Annotated in this window: 19 protein-coding genes; 2 read left to right on the forward strand and 17 right to left on the reverse strand. The window is 69.8% G+C overall.

Going from position 1 to position 16729, the window contains the following annotated elements; all coding sequences use genetic code 11:
• Window positions 1-13: 13 nt before the first annotated feature.
• From tatC to ACFVGW_RS22730, 10 genes are all read right to left on the reverse strand, one after another.
• Complete coding sequence (gene tatC / locus ACFVGW_RS22685) at window positions 14-925, reverse strand: twin-arginine translocase subunit TatC (protein ID WP_385853283.1); 912 nt, start codon at window positions 923-925, stop codon at window positions 14-16.
• 110 nt (window positions 926-1035) lie between these two features.
• Window positions 1036-1317 carry a Sec-independent protein translocase subunit TatA gene (gene tatA / locus ACFVGW_RS22690; RefSeq protein ID WP_352186430.1) on the reverse strand — a complete coding sequence of 94 codons (282 nt, stop codon included), beginning with the start codon at window positions 1315-1317 and terminating at the stop codon, window positions 1036-1038.
• Window positions 1318-1572: 255 nt separating this feature from the next.
• The gene (locus ACFVGW_RS22695; RefSeq protein ID WP_385853261.1) at window positions 1573-1770 is read right to left on the reverse strand and encodes a hypothetical protein; all 198 of its coding nucleotides are present in this window, start codon (window positions 1768-1770) and stop codon (window positions 1573-1575) included.
• A 70-nt stretch (window positions 1771-1840) separates the two neighbouring features.
• The gene (locus ACFVGW_RS22700; RefSeq protein ID WP_383224743.1) at window positions 1841-2080 is read right to left on the reverse strand and encodes a hypothetical protein; all 240 of its coding nucleotides are present in this window, start codon (window positions 2078-2080) and stop codon (window positions 1841-1843) included.
• Between the two features lie 148 nt (window positions 2081-2228).
• Window positions 2229-3185 (reverse strand): helix-turn-helix transcriptional regulator, encoded by a 957-nt coding sequence (locus ACFVGW_RS22705; RefSeq protein ID WP_385853262.1) that lies wholly within the window; start codon window positions 3183-3185, stop codon window positions 2229-2231.
• Between the two features lie 17 nt (window positions 3186-3202).
• A complete protein-coding gene (locus ACFVGW_RS22710; protein ID WP_385853263.1) occupies window positions 3203-4159 on the reverse strand; it encodes a helix-turn-helix transcriptional regulator in 957 nt (318 codons plus the stop codon).
• 126 nt (window positions 4160-4285) lie between these two features.
• Entirely contained in the window at window positions 4286-4666 is a 381-nt protein-coding gene (locus ACFVGW_RS22715; RefSeq protein ID WP_385853264.1) for an FKBP-type peptidyl-prolyl cis-trans isomerase, read from the reverse strand.
• Between the two features lie 61 nt (window positions 4667-4727).
• The gene (locus ACFVGW_RS22720; protein WP_352186425.1) at window positions 4728-5666 is read right to left on the reverse strand and encodes an FKBP-type peptidyl-prolyl cis-trans isomerase; all 939 of its coding nucleotides are present in this window, start codon (window positions 5664-5666) and stop codon (window positions 4728-4730) included.
• A gap of 118 nt (window positions 5667-5784) precedes the next feature.
• Complete coding sequence (pafA, locus tag ACFVGW_RS22725; RefSeq protein WP_137990376.1) at window positions 5785-7146, reverse strand: Pup--protein ligase; 1362 nt, start codon at window positions 7144-7146, stop codon at window positions 5785-5787.
• A 9-nt stretch (window positions 7147-7155) separates the two neighbouring features.
• Window positions 7156-8478: an MFS transporter gene (locus tag ACFVGW_RS22730; RefSeq protein WP_385853265.1), complete on the reverse strand. Its 1323-nt coding sequence runs from the start codon at window positions 8476-8478 to the stop codon at window positions 7156-7158.
• Between the two features lie 126 nt (window positions 8479-8604).
• On the opposite strand from ACFVGW_RS22730, the gene ACFVGW_RS22735 reads away from it, so the two are divergent.
• On the forward strand, window positions 8605-9621 hold the full coding sequence (locus ACFVGW_RS22735; protein ID WP_385853266.1) for a LacI family DNA-binding transcriptional regulator: 1017 nt from the start codon (window positions 8605-8607) through the stop codon (window positions 9619-9621).
• 97 nt (window positions 9622-9718) lie between these two features.
• Here ACFVGW_RS22735 and prcA read toward each other — a convergent pair whose 3' ends face one another.
• The 6 genes from prcA to arc form a co-directional block, all read right to left on the reverse strand.
• Window positions 9719-10480 carry a proteasome subunit alpha gene (gene prcA / locus ACFVGW_RS22740; RefSeq protein WP_383224732.1) on the reverse strand — a complete coding sequence of 254 codons (762 nt, stop codon included), beginning with the start codon at window positions 10478-10480 and terminating at the stop codon, window positions 9719-9721.
• Between the two features lie 69 nt (window positions 10481-10549).
• Window positions 10550-11389 carry a proteasome subunit beta gene (gene prcB, locus ACFVGW_RS22745; RefSeq protein ID WP_361439010.1) on the reverse strand — a complete coding sequence of 280 codons (840 nt, stop codon included), beginning with the start codon at window positions 11387-11389 and terminating at the stop codon, window positions 10550-10552.
• Window positions 11341-11559, reverse strand: coding sequence for an endonuclease domain-containing protein (locus tag ACFVGW_RS22750; RefSeq protein WP_352186420.1), 219 nt, complete (start codon window positions 11557-11559; stop codon window positions 11341-11343). Before ACFVGW_RS22750 ends, prcB begins: the two co-directional genes overlap by 49 nt.
• Window positions 11560-11663: 104 nt before the next feature.
• Entirely contained in the window at window positions 11664-11876 is a 213-nt protein-coding gene (locus ACFVGW_RS22755) for a ubiquitin-like protein Pup (RefSeq protein ID WP_175439096.1), read from the reverse strand.
• Window positions 11877-12012: 136 nt separating this feature from the next.
• Window positions 12013-13524: a depupylase/deamidase Dop gene (dop, locus tag ACFVGW_RS22760; protein WP_385853267.1), complete on the reverse strand. Its 1512-nt coding sequence runs from the start codon at window positions 13522-13524 to the stop codon at window positions 12013-12015.
• A 179-nt stretch (window positions 13525-13703) separates the two neighbouring features.
• Window positions 13704-15470, reverse strand: coding sequence for a proteasome ATPase (gene arc / locus ACFVGW_RS22765; RefSeq protein WP_352186418.1), 1767 nt, complete (start codon window positions 15468-15470; stop codon window positions 13704-13706).
• A gap of 257 nt (window positions 15471-15727) precedes the next feature.
• Here arc and ACFVGW_RS22770 point away from each other — a divergent pair, with 257 nt between their 5' ends.
• Complete coding sequence (locus ACFVGW_RS22770) at window positions 15728-16039, forward strand: ferredoxin (RefSeq protein WP_383224724.1); 312 nt, start codon at window positions 15728-15730, stop codon at window positions 16037-16039.
• Window positions 16040-16043: 4 nt separating this feature from the next.
• On the opposite strand, the gene ACFVGW_RS22775 is transcribed toward ACFVGW_RS22770, so the two are convergent.
• Complete coding sequence (locus ACFVGW_RS22775) at window positions 16044-16619, reverse strand: hypothetical protein (protein WP_385853268.1); 576 nt, start codon at window positions 16617-16619, stop codon at window positions 16044-16046.
• Between the last annotated feature and the right edge of the window lie 110 nt (window positions 16620-16729).

Here is a 16729-nt window from a genome sequence, read left to right on the forward strand (position 1 = left end):
GGACCCTACAAGATCAGGTGATGTCGTCGTAACCGCCGGGACGGAGTGACCTTCCGCCGTCGGCCTCACCGGCGGACTGCTCGGGCAGGGCTCGGACGGTGCCGGACCGTTCGAGGGCTCCGACCGGCTCGGGGGTGAGGTCGAGGCTGGAGGCCTCGTCGTCGTCGAGCTCGGCGTCCGGGTTCTTGCGGGCGCGGCGCCGGTCGTTGAGCATCGCGATGCCGACGGCGATGAAGTACAGGACGATGATCGGCCCGGAGAGGGCGATCATGCCGAAGGGGTCGGTCGACGGGGTGGCGATCGCACCGAAGACGAAGACGCCCATGATCACGCCGCGCCACCAGCCCGCCATGCGCTTGCCGGTCACGACGCCGGCGAAGTTGAGCATGATCAGCAGCAGGGGCAGTTCGAAGGCGAGTCCGAAGACGAGCACCATGCGCGTGGTGAAGTCCAGGATGTCGTCGAGGGAGACGAAGTTCGAGGCGACGTCGGGCGTGATGCTGATCAGGACCTTCACGCTGACCGGCATGATCAGGTACGCGACGTAGGCGCCGGCGGCGAAGAGGGGCACGGCGACGGCCGCGAAGTAGTACGCGTACCGCTTCTCACTCTTGTGCAGGCCGGGCGCGACGAACGCCCACAGCTGGTACAGCCAGACCGGGGAGGCGGCGATGACACCCGCCAGCATGACCACCTTCACCGTCGAGGTGAACGGCGACAGCACGGTCTGGTACGCGATGACGACGCAGCGTCCGCCGGTGTTGTCGGCGATCGAGGTGCCGGGCGGGCACTTCGGGACGGGCGAGGAGAGGAAGTCCATCAGCTGCTGGCTGAAGAACGCGGCCACCACCGAGGTCACGATGACCGCGAGCATCGCCTTGGCGACGCGGTTGCGCAGCTCGCGCAGATGCTCCACGAGAGGCATCCGCCCCTCGGGGTCCTTCTCCTTCTTCGTGCTGCGGGCAGGCTTGAGCAACCCACGTCCTCATCTCGTGCGTCAGGCCGTCGTGCAGCGGCCTTGGGGGTCGAGCGGGGTCAGCGCTGGGTGGTGTCGGACGGCTCGGTGACGGGCCGGGCGGAGGTGACGTCGCCGGGGGCGGCCTTGATGGTGCGCTGCGCGGCCGGGGGCTGCTCGGCCGGCGGGTCGGCGGGGGCCGGCTGCTGGCCCTCCGACTTCATCGCCTTGGCCTCGCTCTTGAGGATGCGGGCCGACTTGCCGAGGGAACGGGCCATCTCGGGAAGCTTCTTGGCTCCGAAGAGCAGCACGATGACAAGGAGGATCAGGCTGATCTCGAGAGGACCGATCTGACGGAACATAAGCGTGGTCTACCTTCTCATCGAGGCGGCGTGGTGCTGGTCTGGCGGTCGCCGTCCGGACCTGTGTCCGAACCCCGACCGTCAGCGATCGTAACGCGCACGAGTAAACGCAGGGCAATCCCCGTGCGTACACCCGTTTGCGACCCGCACCTCCGGAATCAGGGCCGCGATCAGCAGCGTACCCCGGGCTGCCGCAGGCGAGGAGACCACTACCCGCGCCCGCGGAGCGCCGCCGCGGGGCGCGGATTCCGTGTGCTAGCGCAGTGCCCCGCCGGTCTGGCTGAGGTCGGCGGCGGCCCGTTCGAGGTCTTCGGCGGCGCGGTTGATGCGCTCGGCGGTACGGGCCACTTCGCGGCCGAGCCGCTGGGCCTCGAGGAAGACCTTGATGGCGAGGACGCCGAGGACGGCGATGCCGAGGAAGCCGAGAGCGATGGCGAGCATGGGCCAGAACATGTGCCGAGCCTAGACGCTGTCCGGAGGCCGGCTCGTCCGGCGAGGCACGGCACGGCCCCCGGACAGGGCGTCAGACGGTGGAGGAGTGCAGGCGCAGGGTGCGGACGCCGCCGCCGGTGAGGAGTTCGACGATCCGCTCGCCCGCCGGCTTGCGGACGGAGCTGCCGCACTCGGGGCAGGTGAACGAGTAGAAGGTCGTACGGCGGCTGGCGCCGATGGCGAGGCGCAGGGCGCCCGCGGAGAGTTCGAAGCGGGCGCGGCAGTCCGGGCAGGCGGCCTTGAAGAAGACCGGTGCGATCGAAGCCGTCATTCCGTGCATCACGGACATTTCCCTCGTACCTCTCGTTCCCGCGCTCTCGCTTGCCCTGTACTCGGTCCCGCGTCCCCCGCCACCGCGTCTTCGCCCTCCCCCGGGCAACTGCGCCGGCTCGGCGGGGAATGTCACATTCCCCCGGGCCTCAGGCCTGACCCTCGTACGCGGCCAGCGCCGCGGACGCCGCCTCCCGCGCGCTGTCGGCGAGGTCCTGCGGGGAGACGATCCGGCCGTCGCTGCTTAGCCGCAGCGCCAGCCGACGCAGCGAGGCGGGGGTCGGCGTACGCAGCGTGATGCGCAGCCCGCCGTCGGCCAGCTCCTCGGCCCGGTCGTGCGGGTAGTACTCCGCGACCCAGCGGCCACCGGGTCCCACCTCGACGACGACCTCCGGGTCCTCCGCGGAGGGCTGGACGAGCCCTTCCGACAGATCCCGGAGTTCGATCTCCGGCGGCGCGGCGTGCTCGTCCAGGATCCGGATCTCGGCGACCCGGTCGAGACGGAAGGTACGGCGCGCCTCGGAGAGCCGGCACCACGCCTCCATGTAGGTGTGCCCGACGGCGAAGAGCCGGATCGGGTCGACCTCGCGCTCGGTCAGCTCGTCGCGGGCGGGCGAGTAGTACCGCACCCACAGCCGCCGGCGCTCCGAGATCGCCCGGTCCACCTCGGCGAAGACCCCGCCCTCGGACTCGAAGGTGACCGAGAGCCGCGCGCTCGCCCCGGCGACCTCACCGGCCGCCGTCTCCAGCTTGGCGGTGGCCCGCAGCAGGGCCTCCCGGTCGCTCTCCCGCAGCCCGGGCAGTGTCGCGACGGCCCGGGCGGCGACCAGCAGCGCCGTCGCCTCGTCCGCGGCCAGCCGCAGCGGCTCGGCGACGTCGTCCGGGTTGTGCCACCAGATCCGGTCGCCGTCCGTGTCGATGTCGAGCAGGTCGCCGCCGCGGAAGCTCGTGCCGCACATCGGCAGGACGTCGAGGTCCGAGATCAGCTCGTCCTCGGTGATCCCGAAGGCGCGGGCGACATCGGCGACATGCGCGCCGGGTCGTTCCCGCAGGTACGTGACGAGGGAGAGCATCCGCCTCGTCTGGTCGATCGCGTTCGCAGCCATGCTGTACGTCTCCCCCTTCAGCCCTTGGCCACGGCGCGCAGCCGGTCCACCACGTCGGCCCGCAGATCCGCGGGCTCGAGTACGACGACATCGGGACCGAACTCCACGAGCCAGGCGTCCAGGCCGTGCCCGTACGGAATCTCCAGCTCGTCCCAGCCGTCCGCGCCCTCGTGCACGGACCGGGCGCGGGCCCGAAGCGGGTAGCCGCAGCCGGCGCGCAGCCGGATGCGGGCGGAGCGGGTGGCGGTCTCACCGGCCCAGCTCTCCACGGTCTCGCGGACGGTGACCACGTCGGGCACGGGCGCGGTGAAGGCGCCGGCCCGGGAGCGGACCTTGCCGGTGATGCGGGAGAGGCGGAAGACGCGCTCGGCGCCCCGGTCGCGGTCCCAGCCGGCCAGGTACCAGTGGCCGCGCCAGCACTCCAGGGTCCACGGCTCGACCTGGCGGGTCTCGGGGCGGGCCGCCGTCGCCTTGCGGTAGTCGAAGACGACCGGGCGCCGGTCGCGGCAGGCCAGCATCAGGGGCTCGAAGGCGGCCTCGTGGACGGGGATGCGCGGTTCGAGGGCGCTGTGCTGCGCGTCGTACGAGTCCTCGGCCTCGGGCATGCCGGCCGCGCGGAGCTTCTGCAGGGCGCCGCTGGCGGCGCCGGCGAGGCGGGCCTGCTGCCAGACCCTGGCGGCCAGGCCGAGCGCCGCGGCCTCCTCGGCGTCGAGGGTGATCGGGGGGAGGCGGTTGGAGTCGCGGCGGGCCAGGTAGCCGGTCTCGCCCTCCAGGTTCTCGACGGTCTCGATGACCAGGCCGAGCTCGCGCAGGTCGTCCTTGTCGCGCTCGAACATCCGGTTGAAGGAGTCGTCGGTTCCGGCTTCCATGTAGGCCTCGATGGAGCCGCGCAACTCGCGCTTGCTGAGCGGCCTGCGGGTCCCGAGCAGGCAGAGGGCCAGATTCATCAGCCGCTCGGCCTTGGCAATCGCCATCGACGCCCTGCACCTCTTCTGCCGGATTGACTTCTGGGGACATCCGACCGTACCGCCCCGGGGTGTCCGGGCAAAAGCGAGGGCCCGTGCCTGGACAGGCACGGGCCCTCGTTCGAGCGGTTCCGGTCAGCGCTTCTTGACCGCGACCAGGTCGCAGACGAAGATCAGCGTCTCGCCGGGGGCGATCGCGCTGCCCGCGCCCCGGTCGCCGTAGGCGAGGTGCGCCGGGATGACCAGCTGGCGGCGGCCGCCGACCTTCATGCCCTGCACGCCCTGGTCCCAGCCCGCGATGACCTGGCCGACACCGAGCTGGAAGTCCAGCGCGCTGCCGCGGTTCCAGGAGGCGTCGAACTCCTCGCCGGTGGAGAAGGCCACACCCACGTAGTGGACCTTGACGAAGTCGCCGGCGCCGGCCACCTCGCCGTCGCCCTGCCAGATGTCCTTGATCTCCAGGTCGGCCGGCGGCTCGCCGCCCGGGAAGTCGACCTCGGGCTTCTCGATGCTCACTGCAGTGTGCTCCTCAAAACTGATGAACCGCGCAACGGTGAAGTGCGCGACCGGGACAGTCTTACATCTTCGCCAGGATGTCGACGGCGAACACCAGCGTGGAGTTCTTCGGAATCCCCTGCTGCTCCTGGTCGCCGAAGGCCTCGGCCGGCGGGGCGACGATCAGGATGCGGCTGCCGACCTTCTTGCCGGTGATGCCGTTCTTGAGGCCCTTCAACGTCAGCTGCTCGAGCGGGAAGTTCGCGGTCTTGCCCGTCGCGTACGTCGAGTCGAAGACCTTGCCGTCCTTCCACAGCGCCGCGACGTAGTTCACGACGACCGTGTCGGTGGCCTTCACGACCTCGCCCTTGGACTCCAGGATGTAGTTGGAGACGAGCTTGGTGGGCGGGTCGACCTTCGGCACGGTGAGCGAGGGGGCCTTGCCGTCGGTGTTCGTACCGACCTTGGGCAGGTCCTTGTTGTCCTGGGCGACCTCGGTGCCCTCGGCGGACTTCGGGATCGTGGTGGACTTCAGGATGTCCACGACGAAGACGAGGGTGGCGTTGGGCTTGATGTCACCCTGCCCCTGCTCTCCGTAGCCGAGCTCCGGCGGGATGCCGATCTCGACACGGCTGCCGACCTTCTGGCCCTCGAGGCCCTGGTCCCAGCCCTTGATGACCTGGCCGGCGCCGAGGGTCAGGTCGAACGGCTGCCCGCGGTCGAAGCTGTTGTCGAAGGGGGTGGTCGAGTCCCAGGCCTGGCCCAGGTAGTTCACCTGGAGCGCGTCGCCCTTCTTCGTGACCGCGCCGTCGCCCTCGCTGATCACGTTGACCTTGAGTTCCTTGGGCGGGTCGCCCTCGCCCTTGGAGAGGGTGGGCTTCTCCCCGAACTTCTCACCCGCGGTGATGGCGGGGAGCCCGTTCTTCATCGAGGCGGAATCGGAGCCTCCGTCGTCACTGCCGCAGGCCGCGGTCGAGAGCAGCAGCAGTGGGACGACCAGTAGGCCGGCAAGTCGGCGCACGTGTTCCTCAGATCTCAGACGGCACATTAGTTGCTCGACACTCTAGGGGACCGTCCGGACAGGCCAAGGGCCCCGCGCGTCGATCGCGCGGGGCCCCGGCACTTCGTACGCCGATGTCCTACATTCCGGCGATCAGTTTTTCCACCCGGTCGTCGACGGACCGGAAGGGGTCCTTGCACAACACGGTGCGCTGCGCCTGGTCGTTGAGCTTGAGGTGGACCCAGTCGACGGTGAAGTCCCGTCGCTGCTCCTGCGCGCGGCGGATGAAGTCGCCGCGCAGTCGCGCCCTGGTGGTCTGCGGGGGCACGGACTTGCCCTCGAAGATCTTCAGGTCGTTGCAGATCCGTGCCGCCTGCCCCTTGCGCTCCAGCAGGTAGTAGAGCCCGCGGCGGCGGTGGATGTCGTGGTACGCGAGGTCTATCTGCGCGACCCGGGGGTGCGACATGGTCATGTTGTTCTTCGCCCGGTACCGCTCGATGAGCTTGTACTTCATGACCCAGTCGATCTCGGTGCCGATCCGGTCCAGGTCCTCGGCCTCGATCGCGTCGAGCGTACGGCCCCAGAGCTCCAGGACCTGGGCGACGGTGCCCGTACGGATGCCCCTGCGGTCGACGAAGTCCGCGGCCTTCTCGTAGTACTCGCGCTGGACCTCCAGGGCGGAGGCCTCGCGACCGCTGGCGAGACGGACCTTGCGCTGGCCGGTGATGTCGTGGCTGACCTCGCGGATGGCCCGGATCGGGTTCTCCAGCGTCAGGTCGCGCATGACGGTGCCCGCCTCGATCATGCGCAGCACGAGGTCGGTGGCGCCGACCTTGAGCAGCATGGTCGTCTCGGACATGTTCGAGTCGCCGACGATGACGTGCAGCCGGCGGTAGCGCTCGGCGTCCGCGTGCGGCTCGTCACGGGTGTTGATGATGGGGCGGGAGCGGGTCGTCGCGGAGCTGACGCCCTCCCAGATGTGCTCGGCCCGCTGGGAGACGCAGTAGACCGCGCCGCGCGGGGTCTGCAGCACCTTTCCGGCGCCGCAGATGAGCTGTCGGGTGACGAGGAAGGGAATGAGGATGTCCGCCAGCCGGGAGAACTCTCCGTGGCGGGCGACGAGATAGTTCTCGTGGCAGCCGTAGGAGTTTCCCGCCGAGTCGGTGTTGTTCTTGAAGAGATAGACGTCGCCCGCGATTCCCTCCTCGTGCAGGCGGCGTTCGGCGTCGACGAGCAGGCCTTCGAGAATGCGCTCGCCTGCCTTGTCGTGGGTGACCAGTTCGGTCACGTTGTCGCATTCCGGCGTTGCGTATTCCGGATGCGAACCCACGTCCAGGTACAGGCGGGCGCCGTTCCGCAGGAAGACATTGCTGCTGCGGCCCCATGACACGACACGGCGGAAGAGGTAGCGCGCCACTTCGTCAGGAGACAGTCGGCGCTGTCCCCTGAACGTGCACGTGACGCCGTACTCGTTCTCCAGCCCGAAAATGCGGCGGTCCATGTCTGAACATTACGCCTGAAGGCCTGAGCTGAAACCGGGTTCGACGGCCCCGTTTCGATCATTTTCCGATGAGTGCGTGTTCTTTTCGGTGCGGCCCGCCCCGGCCGTGGCCGCGCTGACGGCGTGTCGCTCTCGGCGGGCGGGCGCCGCGAGCACCCGGCCGGTGGCCAGCAGGACCAGGAGGGCCACCGTGCCACCGGCTCCGGCGACGGCGAAGCCCGCGGTGGTTCCGGCGAGTTCGACGACCGGCCCTGCGACGGCGGAGCCCAGGGCGGCGCCCACGCCGAAGGTCGTGACGAGCCAGGAGAAGGCCTCGGTGACGGTGCCGCTCGGGGCGTGCCGGTCGACGACGATGAAGCCGCAGGCGAGGGCGGGGGCGAGGAAGACGCCGGAGAGCGCGGCGAGGGCGGTCATCGGCAGGACACCGGGGGTGAGCATGAGCGGGAGGTAACCGAGGGCGAGCAGACCGACGATGACCGTCAGCCGCCGCTCGGGGGCGCCGGCCCAGCGGCGGGCGCCGTAGAGGACGCCGCCCGTCAGCGCGCCGAGGCCGAGGGCGGCCATCAGCCAGCCGTACGCGGATTCGTTGCCCCGGTCGTCGGCGTACGCGAGGGCGGCGACCGTGATGGAGCCGAGGGCGAGCCCGACGAAGAAGAACGAGCCGAGCAGGGCCAGGAGGCCGGGCGAGCGCAGGGCGCCGAGCCAGTGCGCCTCGCGGGGCTCCGAGCGCCACGCGCGCGAGGGCTCGGAGAGGACCACGGAGAGCGCCCCGAGGACGCCGACGACGTTGATGACGAACAGGGCCGCCGCGGGCGACCAGAGGGCCACCAGGAGGGTCACCAGCAGGGGGCCGACGGTGAACATGACCTCCTGGGCCACGGCGTCCAGGGCGTAGGCCCGGTGGACCCGGTCCTCGCGGCCGAGGACGCTCGGCCACAGGGCACGCAGTCCGCCTTCGAGGGGCGGGGTGAAGAGTCCGGCGACGACGACCGCCGCGTAGGCGAGCACGAGGGGGCTGATTCCGGCCAGAGCCAGGACGATCATGCCGAGGGCGGAGACGAGCGCGGCGGGGAGCTGGACGCGCGGCTGCCCCTTCAGGTCGACGGCGCGTCCGAGGAGCGGCTGTCCGACGGCGGTCGCGATGCCGTACGCGGCGGTGAGCCCGCCCGCGAGGCTGTAGCTGCCGCCCTCGGAGCGGACGAAGAGCACGATGGCGATGGGCCCGGTGCCGTTGGGGAGCCGGCCGACGAGCGTGCCGGTGAGCAGCCGCAGCGCGTGCGGCGCCCTGAGGATGTCGCGGTATCCGCGGCTCTCCTTGGCCTCCGTGGCCATGTCGGTCTCCTCTCCCCCGGTGTCCACCCCCGAGGTTTTACGTATAACGTCCTGGGTCATACGTACCATGGCGGGATCCCACGGGTCCACCCCGCGGGCAGTGGACCACCTCTCGCGGAGGCACGAGTGCAGACCCCAGAGTCCCCCGGCTCGGCGCGGCCCACCAGTCGGGACGTCGCCAGGGCCGCCGGGGTGTCGCAGGCGACCGTCTCCCTGGTCCTCGGCGACAAGTGGCGGGGCCGGGTCTCGGAGCGCACCGCCGAGGCCGTGCGCGAGGCCGCCCGCACGCTCGGATACCGGCCGAATCTCGCCGCTCGGAATCTCCGTCTCGGCCGCACGAGGACCGCGCTGCTCGTCGTCCCGGCGCTCACCAACGAGTTCTTCGCCCGGGTCTACACCGGCGCCGCCACGGTCGCCGCCCGGCACGGATTCGGCGTCGTGCTCTACCCCTCCCCCGACGGCGTCGGCCCTGCCAAGGACCCTTTCGCCTCCGCGCGGGCCGCGCTCGACGGGATCATCGCCTCCTCCATGGCCGCGGACGCCCTGAAGGCCTTCCGCGGCACCGACCTGCCACTGGTGATGCTCGACAGCGACCCCTCGGACACCGGCGCGGCCGCCCACGTCAACCTCGACATCGCCGACGGGATGCGTCAGGTCACCGCCCACCTCAGGGCCCTGGGCCACCGCCGCTTCGTCCACCTGGCCTCGGCGGTGCCGTCCTGGACGTTCGACGTCCGCGCGGCGGCCCTCGCCGCCGCGCTGGCCGACGCGGACGTACGGACGGTCCGCGCCCCCCTCGACGTGGAGGGCGCCCGCGCCGCCGCCGAACACGCCCTCACCGGCCCGGGACCGCGCCCCACGGCCCTGATCTGCGACGACGACGTCCTCGCCGCCGGCGCGTGCAAGGCCGCGCGCCGTCTCGGCCTGCGCGTCCCCGAGGACGTCTCGGTCACCGGCTTCGACGATCTGGCGCTCGCCACCGCCGTGGAGCCGGAACTCACCACCGTCAGGCTGCCCGCCGAGCACATCGGCGAGCGCGGCATGGCCGCTCTCCTGGCCGTCCTGGCGGGCGACAGCCCCGACCCCGGCGACCTCCCGGTGACCCTCGTCGCCCGAGCCTCCTCCGGCCCCGCGCCGGCCTGAACCGGCCACGGATCGGACCCGGCTGTTCCGGGTACGCCGGAGGCCCCGGGCCGCATTTCGCCGCCCGGGGCCTCCCACACGTCATGCTCCCGGAGTTCTACTCCTCCGAGTCCTCCGCGATCTCGTCGGACGGCTCGTCCGTCCTGGCGCTCGCCGCGTTGTCCGCGTCCAGGAGACGCGCCAGCTGGCGCCCGACGATCCGCTTGAACTTGCGCTGCTGGGGGCGCTTGCGGTCGAGGACCGCCACCTCCAGACGCTCCGCGGGGATCTCCCGCTCGCTGCCGTTGGTGTCCCGCGAGAGGGCCTGCACGGCCAGCTTCAGCGCCTCGGCGAGCGACATGCCGTCGCGGTGCCGCTGGTCGAGGAAGCTGCTGATCTGCTCCGCGTTGCCGCCGACCGCGACCGAGCCGTGCTCGTCCACGATCGAGCCGTCGTGCGGCAGCCGGTAGATCTGGTCGCCCTCGGGCTCCTCGCCGACCTCCGCGACGACCAGCTCCACCTCGTACGGCTTCTCGCCGGCGCTGGAGAAGATCGTGCCCAGCGTCTGCGCGTACACGTTGGCCAGACCACGGGCCGTCACGTCGTCGCGGTCGTAGGTGTAGCCCCGCAGGTCGGCGTAGCGCACACCGCCGATGCGGAGGTTCTCGTACTCGTTGTACTTGCCCGCCGCGGCGAAGCCGATCCGGTCGTAGATCTCGCTGAACTTGTGCAGCGCGCGGGACGGGTTCTCACCGACGAACACGATGCCGTCGGTGTACTGCAGGACGACCAGAGAGCGGCCTCGGGCGATGCCCTTGCGGGCGTACTCCGCCCGGTCGGCCATGGCCTGCTGGGGTGAGACGTAGAACGGAGTAGACACCGGCTATCCGCCCCTTTCTTCTGGGCTGGGGTCCCTCCGGACCAGGTCCGGAGGGAGAACGACGAGGGATCAGAGCAGGGCCGCGCGCGGGCCGTCGGGCTGCTCCAGGCGCCGATCGGTGACCGAGCGGGCGAGCGAGGAGGACTCCTCCTCGGTGAGCCTGCGGAAGCCCTCGTCGGTGATGACGGTGACGATCGGGAAGATGCGGCGGTACAGGTCCGGGCCGCCGGTCGCCGAGTCGTCGTCGGCGGCGTCGTACAGCGCCTGGACGACCAGCGTGGTGGCCTGCTCCTCCGTGAGGTCGGGGCGGTACAGCTTCTTCATGGAACCGCGGGCGAAGACCGAACCGGAGCCCGTGGCGGCGAAGCCGTGCTCCTCGGAACGGCCGCCGGTCACGTCGTAGGAGAAGATCCGGCCCTTCTCCTTGCCCTCGTCCCAGCCGGCGAAGAGCGGCACGACGGCCAGCCCCTGCATGGCCATGCCGAGGTTGCCGCGGATCATGGTGGACAGGCGGTTCGCCTTGCCCTCCAGGGAGAGCGTCGCGCCCTCCACCTTCTCGAAGTGCTCCAGCTCCAGCTGGAACAGCTTGACCATCTCGACGGCGAGACCGGCGGTGCCGGCGATGCCGACGGCCGAGTACTCGTCGGCCGGGAACACCTTCTCGATGTCGCGCTGCGCGATCATGTTGCCCATGGTCGCCCGCCGGTCACCGGCGAGGACCACACCACCGGGGAAGGTCACGGCGACGATCGTCGTGCCGTGCGGCGCCTCGACGACACCCTCCGGCAGCTTCCGGTTGCCCGGGAGCATCTCCGGCGAGTGGGCGGAGAGGAAGTCCATGAACGAGGACGAGCCCGGCGTCAGGAAGGCAGCTGGTAGACGCCCGGTGCTACGAGTGTTGGCTTCCACGCGTGTCCCTCCAAATATGAGATGGCCCGACGCGGACCGGGTTCGTCTCCCGGCATGCCGTTGGCCGCGTTGCAGTTGAAGCACGGTACGTCACGGACCCTACCCGGCTCGTGACGGTGATCCACATCGGCTTCCTGGGGAGCTGCCGGCCGCTGCCGGCCCGCGCGCACGCACGGTGCCGCGCTGTGACGGGACGGTGCGGGCGCCGTGGCCCGCACCGTCCGGTGACCCGATGAGTCACCCACCCCCGCCTTCGATTCGAAGGTCAGATGGCCTACTGTCCGCCCTTTTGCACGAAGGACCGCACGAAGTCCTCGGCGTTCTCCTCAAGGACGTCGTCGATCTCGTCCAGGACGGAGTCCACGTCGTCGCTCAGCTTCTCCTGGCGTTCCTTGAGGTCGGAGCTCGCCTCCGCGGTCGTCTCCTCGACCTCCTCCGTGGAACGCGTCGCCTTCTGCTGTCCGCCGCCGGTGTCCTTGGTCGCCATATCCCTCACCCCGCTCGAATCGGCCCGCTCGGTTGGGTCTCTCAAGATCAGACCCTACAAGCCAGGTCTGACATCGGCCCCGCAGTTTGCTACAACGTCCGGGCACTAGTCCCATGATTCCCAGTGCCCGGCCATTTCAGCCGCCCGACAGGACGCGGACCAGTTCCTCCGCCGTCCTGCACCGGTCGAGCAGCTCCTTCACGTGGTTCCTGGTGCCCCGCAGGGGCTCCAGCGTCGGCACGCGCTGGAGCGAGTCGCGACCGGGAAGATCGAAGATCACGGAGTCCCACGACGCGGCCGCCACATCGTCCGCGTACTGCTCCAGGCAGCGGCCGCGGAAGTAGGCCCTGGTGTCCTCCGGAGGCTTCGTCTCCGCCCTCTCGACCTCGGACTCGTCCAGGAGGCGCTTCATGCGCCCACGGGCCACCAGACGGTTGTACAGGCCCTTCTCGGGGCGCACGTCGGCGTACTGCAGGTCCACGAGGTGCAGCCGTGCCGCGTCCCAGTCGAGGCCGTCCCGCCGCCGGTAGCCCTCCATGACCTCCCGCTTGGCGATCCAGTCCAGCTCCCCGGCCAGGCTCATCGGATCGTTCTCGAGCCGGTTGAGGGTGTCCTCCCAGCGGACCAGGACGTCCTTGGTCTGCTCGTCGGCGTCCACGCCGTAGCGCTCCTCGACGTACTTCCTGGCCAGCTCGAAGTACTCCATCTGGAGCTGGACCGCGGTGAGTGTCCGGCCGCTGCGCAGCGTGATCAGGTACTGGAGGCCGGGGTCGTGGGAGACCTGGTGGAGGGTGCGCACGGGCTGGTCGACGGCGAGGTCCACGTTGATGAACGAGTCCTCGATCATGGAGAGGACCAGCGCCGTCGTACCCAGCTTGAGGTAGGTGGAGATCTCCGAGAGGTTGGCGTCGCCGATGATCACATGGAGCCGGCGGTACTTCTCGGCGTCCGCGTGGGGCTCGTCGCGGGTGTTGATGATCGGCCGTTTCAGGGTCGTCTCCAGACCGACCTCGACCTCGAAGTAGTCGGCGCGCTGGCTGATCTGGAAGCCGTGCTCGCGGCCGTCCTGGCCGATGCCGACCCGTCCCGCGCCGGTGACCACCTGGCGGGAGACGAAGAACGGGGTGAGGTGGCGGACGATGTCCGAGAAGGGCGTCTCCCGCTTCATCAGGTAGTTCTCGTGGGTGCCGTAGGAGGCGCCCTTGTTGTCGGTGTTGTTCTTGTACAGATGGATGGGCTGGGCGCCGGGGAGCTGGGCGGCCCGCTCGGCGGCCTCCGCCATGATCCGTTCGCCGGCCTTGTCCCAGAGGACCGCGTCGCGGGGGTTGGTGACCTCGGGGGCGCTGTACTCGGGGTGGGCGTGGTCGACGTAGAGCCTGGCGCCGTTGGTGAGGATCACGTTGGCCAGGCCGATGTCCTCGTCCGTGAGCTGAGTGGAGTCGGCGGCCTCGCGGGCGAGGTCGAAGCCGCGGGCGTCCCGCAGCGGATTCTCCTCCTCGAAATCCCAGCGGGCGCGGCGCGCCCGGTGCATCGCCGCCGCGTAGGCGTTGACGATCTGGGACGAGGTGAGCATGGCATTGGCGTTCGGGTGGCCCGGAACGGAGATCCCGTACTCCGTCTCGATGCCCATTACTCGCCGTACGGTCATGCGGCCCTCCTTGCCCGGCGGCGCTCCCCATCGGGTGCGGCGCTACAAGTACCGACGAGCCTAGAGCGACTCCGCGCCGGTGGGGAGATCGATTACGTCATTCCTGCGAGGAAAACTGCGGGGAAAAGCGTCCGGCTGCGGAGGTCCGTGGGTCCGGACCTCCGCAGCCGGTGTGCGATCTAGAGGTACTGACCGGTGTTGGCCACCGTGTCGATGGAGCGTCCGGTGTCCGCGCCCTGCTTTCCGGTGACGAGGGTGCGGATGAACACGATCCGCTCGCCCTTCTTTCCGGAGATCCGGGCCCAGTCGTCGGGGTTGGTGGTGTTGGGCAGGTCCTCGTTCTCCTTGAACTCGTCCACGCAGGCCTGGAGGAGGTGGGAGACGCGGATGCCCTTCTGGTTGTGGTCGAGGAAGGCCTTGATGGCCATCTTCTTGGCCCGGTCGACGATGTTCTGGATCATCGCTCCGGAGTTGAAGTCCTTGAAGTACAGGACTTCCTTGTCGCCATTGGCGTAGGTGACCTCGAGGAAGCGGTTCTCCTCGGATTCCGCGTACATCTGCTCGACCACGGACTGGATCATTCCGTGGGCCGCGGCCTCCTTGGAGCCGTGGTGCTCCGAGAGGTCGTCGGAGTGCAGCGGAAGCGTGGCCGTGAGGTACTTCGCGAAGATGTCCTTCGCGGCCTCGGCGTCCGGGCGCTCGATCTTGATCTTGACGTCGAGCCGGCCGGGCCGCAGGATCGCCGGGTCGATCATGTCCTCGCGGTTGGAGGCGCCGATGACGATGACGTTCTCCAGGCCTTCCACTCCGTCGATCTCGGCGAGCAGCTGCGGGACGATCGTGTTCTCGACGTCCGAGCTGACTCCGGATCCGCGGGTGCGGAAGAGGGATTCCATCTCGTCGAAGAAGACGATGACGGGGGTGCCCTCGCTCGCCTTCTCTCGGGCACGCTGGAAGACGAGGCGGATGTGCCGCTCGGTCTCGCCGACGTACTTGTTGAGGAGCTCGGGACCCTTGATGTTCAGGAAGTAGGACTTCCCGGCGGGCTGCCCGGTCACCTCGGCGACCTTCTTGGCAAGGGAGTTGGCGACGGCCTTCGCGATCAGCGTCTTGCCGCAGCCGGGCGGACCGTAGAGCAGGATGCCCTTCGGCGGCCGGAGCTCGTGCTCCTTGAAGAGGTCCGGGTAGAGGTACGGAAGCTCGACCGCGTCCCGGATCATCTCGATCTGGCCGCCGAGGCCGCCGATCTTGTCGTAGTCGACGTCCGGGACCTCTTCGAGGACCAGTTCCTCGACCTCGCTCTTCGGCACGACCTCGTAGACGTAGCCGGAGCGGGGTTCGAGCAGCAGGGCGTCGCCAGGACGGATGGTGATGTCCAGCAGCGGCTCGGCGAGCCTGACCACCCGTTCCTCGTCGGTGTGCCCGATCACCAGGGCGCGCTCGCCGTCCTCGAGGATCTCCTTGAGGGTGACGATGTCCCCGGCGCGCTCGAACTCCATGGCCTCGACCACGTTGAGCGCTTCGTTGAGCATGACTTCCTGGCCGCGCCGGAGCTCGTCGAGCTCGACGCTGGGGCTGACGTTCACCCGGAGCTTGCGGCCCCCGGTGAAGATGTCGCACGTGCCGTCCTCGTTGGCCTGCAGGAAGACACCGAAGCCGGCCGGCGGCTGTGCGAGCCGGTCGACCTCCTCCTTGAGAGCCACGATCTGGTCGCGGGCCTCACGGAGTGTGTTCGCGAGCCGCTCGTTCTGCGCGGACACGCCGGCCAGGTTTGTCTGCAGCTCGACGATCCGCTCTTCGAGAATCCTCGTATGGCGCGGAGAGTCGGCGAGCTTGCGGCGCAGGACGGCGATTTCCTGCTCGAGATAGGCAACCTGGCCGGCAGGGTCTTCAGACCCCCGCCCCGGCCGGATGCCGCGGTTGATGTCGTCGTCGTGGGCTGCCACGGTCCTCACCTCCTCCAAGGGGAGCTGGACGCTTCCTGACCCTACCTGCGTGGGTGGTGATTGAAACCCCTAGATCACAAAGACTGTCGGGGTGTGTCCGATCTTCACCCTTGCGCTTCCCCTCACGCCAGGGGAATACCCACCCATCAACATCGGAAAGCAGCCGGTTGTATCGTCATCAGTGGTCAACACCCGTCAGGCTTGACCGGACTTAGAAGAACGATCTCTTTTTTCGACGCTCAGGAACGGCAGGAGACATGACCGTGCAGCACGAGGCCCCGACGGAGGGCGCCGGCGAGGCGCTGGAGGTCTGGATCGACCAGGATCTCTGCACCGGGGACGGGATCTGCGCGCAGTACGCTCCCGAGGTCTTCGAGCTCGACATCGACGGCCTGGCGTACGTGAAGAGCGCGGACGACGAACTGCTGCAGGACACCGGGGCCACGACGCCGGTGCCGCTGCCGCTCCTCCAGGACGTCGTGGACTCCGCGAAGGAGTGCCCGGGCGACTGCATCCACGTCCGCAGGGTTTCGGACAGGGTCGAGGTCTACGGCCCTGACGCGGAGTGACGGATCACACGCTCCGCGCGTCGGACTGGTCGGAGCGGACGAAGCTTCCGCCCTTCCACCGCCAGCTGACGCGCTCCTGCTCGTCGGGGCAGCAACTCGGTACGTCCGGGGAGGAGTAGCCGAGCAGGGTGGCGGCCACCGCTCCGTCGCGTACGGCGAGGTCGGCGACGTTCTTCTGCAGGCCGGCCTCGACGAGGGTCGCCACCACGCGCGCCCCCGGGCCGGTCTTGGCGTGGGTCAGGACGTAGAGGGCGTGGGGCGGCGTTCCCGAACCGGCTTCGCAGTGTACGACTGCGACGGTTTCGGGGTTTCCGTCGCCGTCGAGGTCCCCGGAGGCGCGCTGCGCGATCTTGACGGGGGCTCCCCCGCACTCCAGGGGATACTCGGCCGTCGAGGCGTCGGGCGCGGGCCGTACGGCGGCCGGCCCGGCGCCCGGGGCGGCGGCGGTGGTGGCGGTGGCGGGGCCGGGCTGCAGCAGTCCGGCGGCGGCCACGACGGCGGCCATCGCGGTCGCGGTGGCCAGCCAGTGCACCGGCCGGGCGTGGGTGTGCGCGAGGTCCGGGACGGCGGGGGGCTGCACGCGGGATGTCTCCTGTGAGGGTGGTGCGGAAGGAGTTGCGGGCATCGTGCCACACGTCACAGGCGGGCGGAACAGGTGGGGTGCGGGCTCTGCGCAAAGATGCCGAACGT

The organism is Streptomyces sp. NPDC127129 (assembly GCF_042671585.1).
Classification (GTDB): Bacteria; Actinomycetota; Actinomycetes; order Streptomycetales; family Streptomycetaceae; genus Streptomyces.

Bases quoted from the DNA above. Each gene is read 5' to 3' on its own strand.
- ACFVGW_RS22710 (WP_385853263.1), bottom strand. From the start codon at position 4,159: ATGGCGATTGCCAAGGCCGAGCGGCTGATGAATCTGGCCCTCTGCCTG.
- pafA (WP_137990376.1), bottom strand. From the start codon at position 7,146: ATGGACCGCCGCATTTTCGGGCTGGAGAACGAGTACGGCGTCACGTGC.
- ACFVGW_RS22695 (WP_385853261.1), bottom strand. From the start codon at position 1,770: ATGTTCTGGCCCATGCTCGCCATCGCTCTCGGCTTCCTCGGCATCGCC.
- tatC (WP_385853283.1), bottom strand. From the start codon at position 925: ATGCCTCTCGTGGAGCATCTGCGCGAGCTGCGCAACCGCGTCGCCAAG.
- ACFVGW_RS22705 (WP_385853262.1), bottom strand. From the start codon at position 3,185: ATGGCTGCGAACGCGATCGACCAGACGAGGCGGATGCTCTCCCTCGTC.
- ACFVGW_RS22730 (WP_385853265.1), bottom strand. From the start codon at position 8,478: ATGGCCACGGAGGCCAAGGAGAGCCGCGGATACCGCGACATCCTCAGG.
- dop (WP_385853267.1), bottom strand. From the start codon at position 13,524: ATGACCGTACGGCGAGTAATGGGCATCGAGACGGAGTACGGGATCTCC.
- ACFVGW_RS22700 (WP_383224743.1), bottom strand. From the start codon at position 2,080: ATGACGGCTTCGATCGCACCGGTCTTCTTCAAGGCCGCCTGCCCGGAC.
- ACFVGW_RS22755 (WP_175439096.1), bottom strand. From the start codon at position 11,876: ATGGCGACCAAGGACACCGGCGGCGGACAGCAGAAGGCGACGCGTTCC.
- ACFVGW_RS22770 (WP_383224724.1), top strand. From the start codon at position 15,728: ATGACCGTGCAGCACGAGGCCCCGACGGAGGGCGCCGGCGAGGCGCTG.
- tatA (WP_352186430.1), bottom strand. From the start codon at position 1,317: ATGTTCCGTCAGATCGGTCCTCTCGAGATCAGCCTGATCCTCCTTGTC.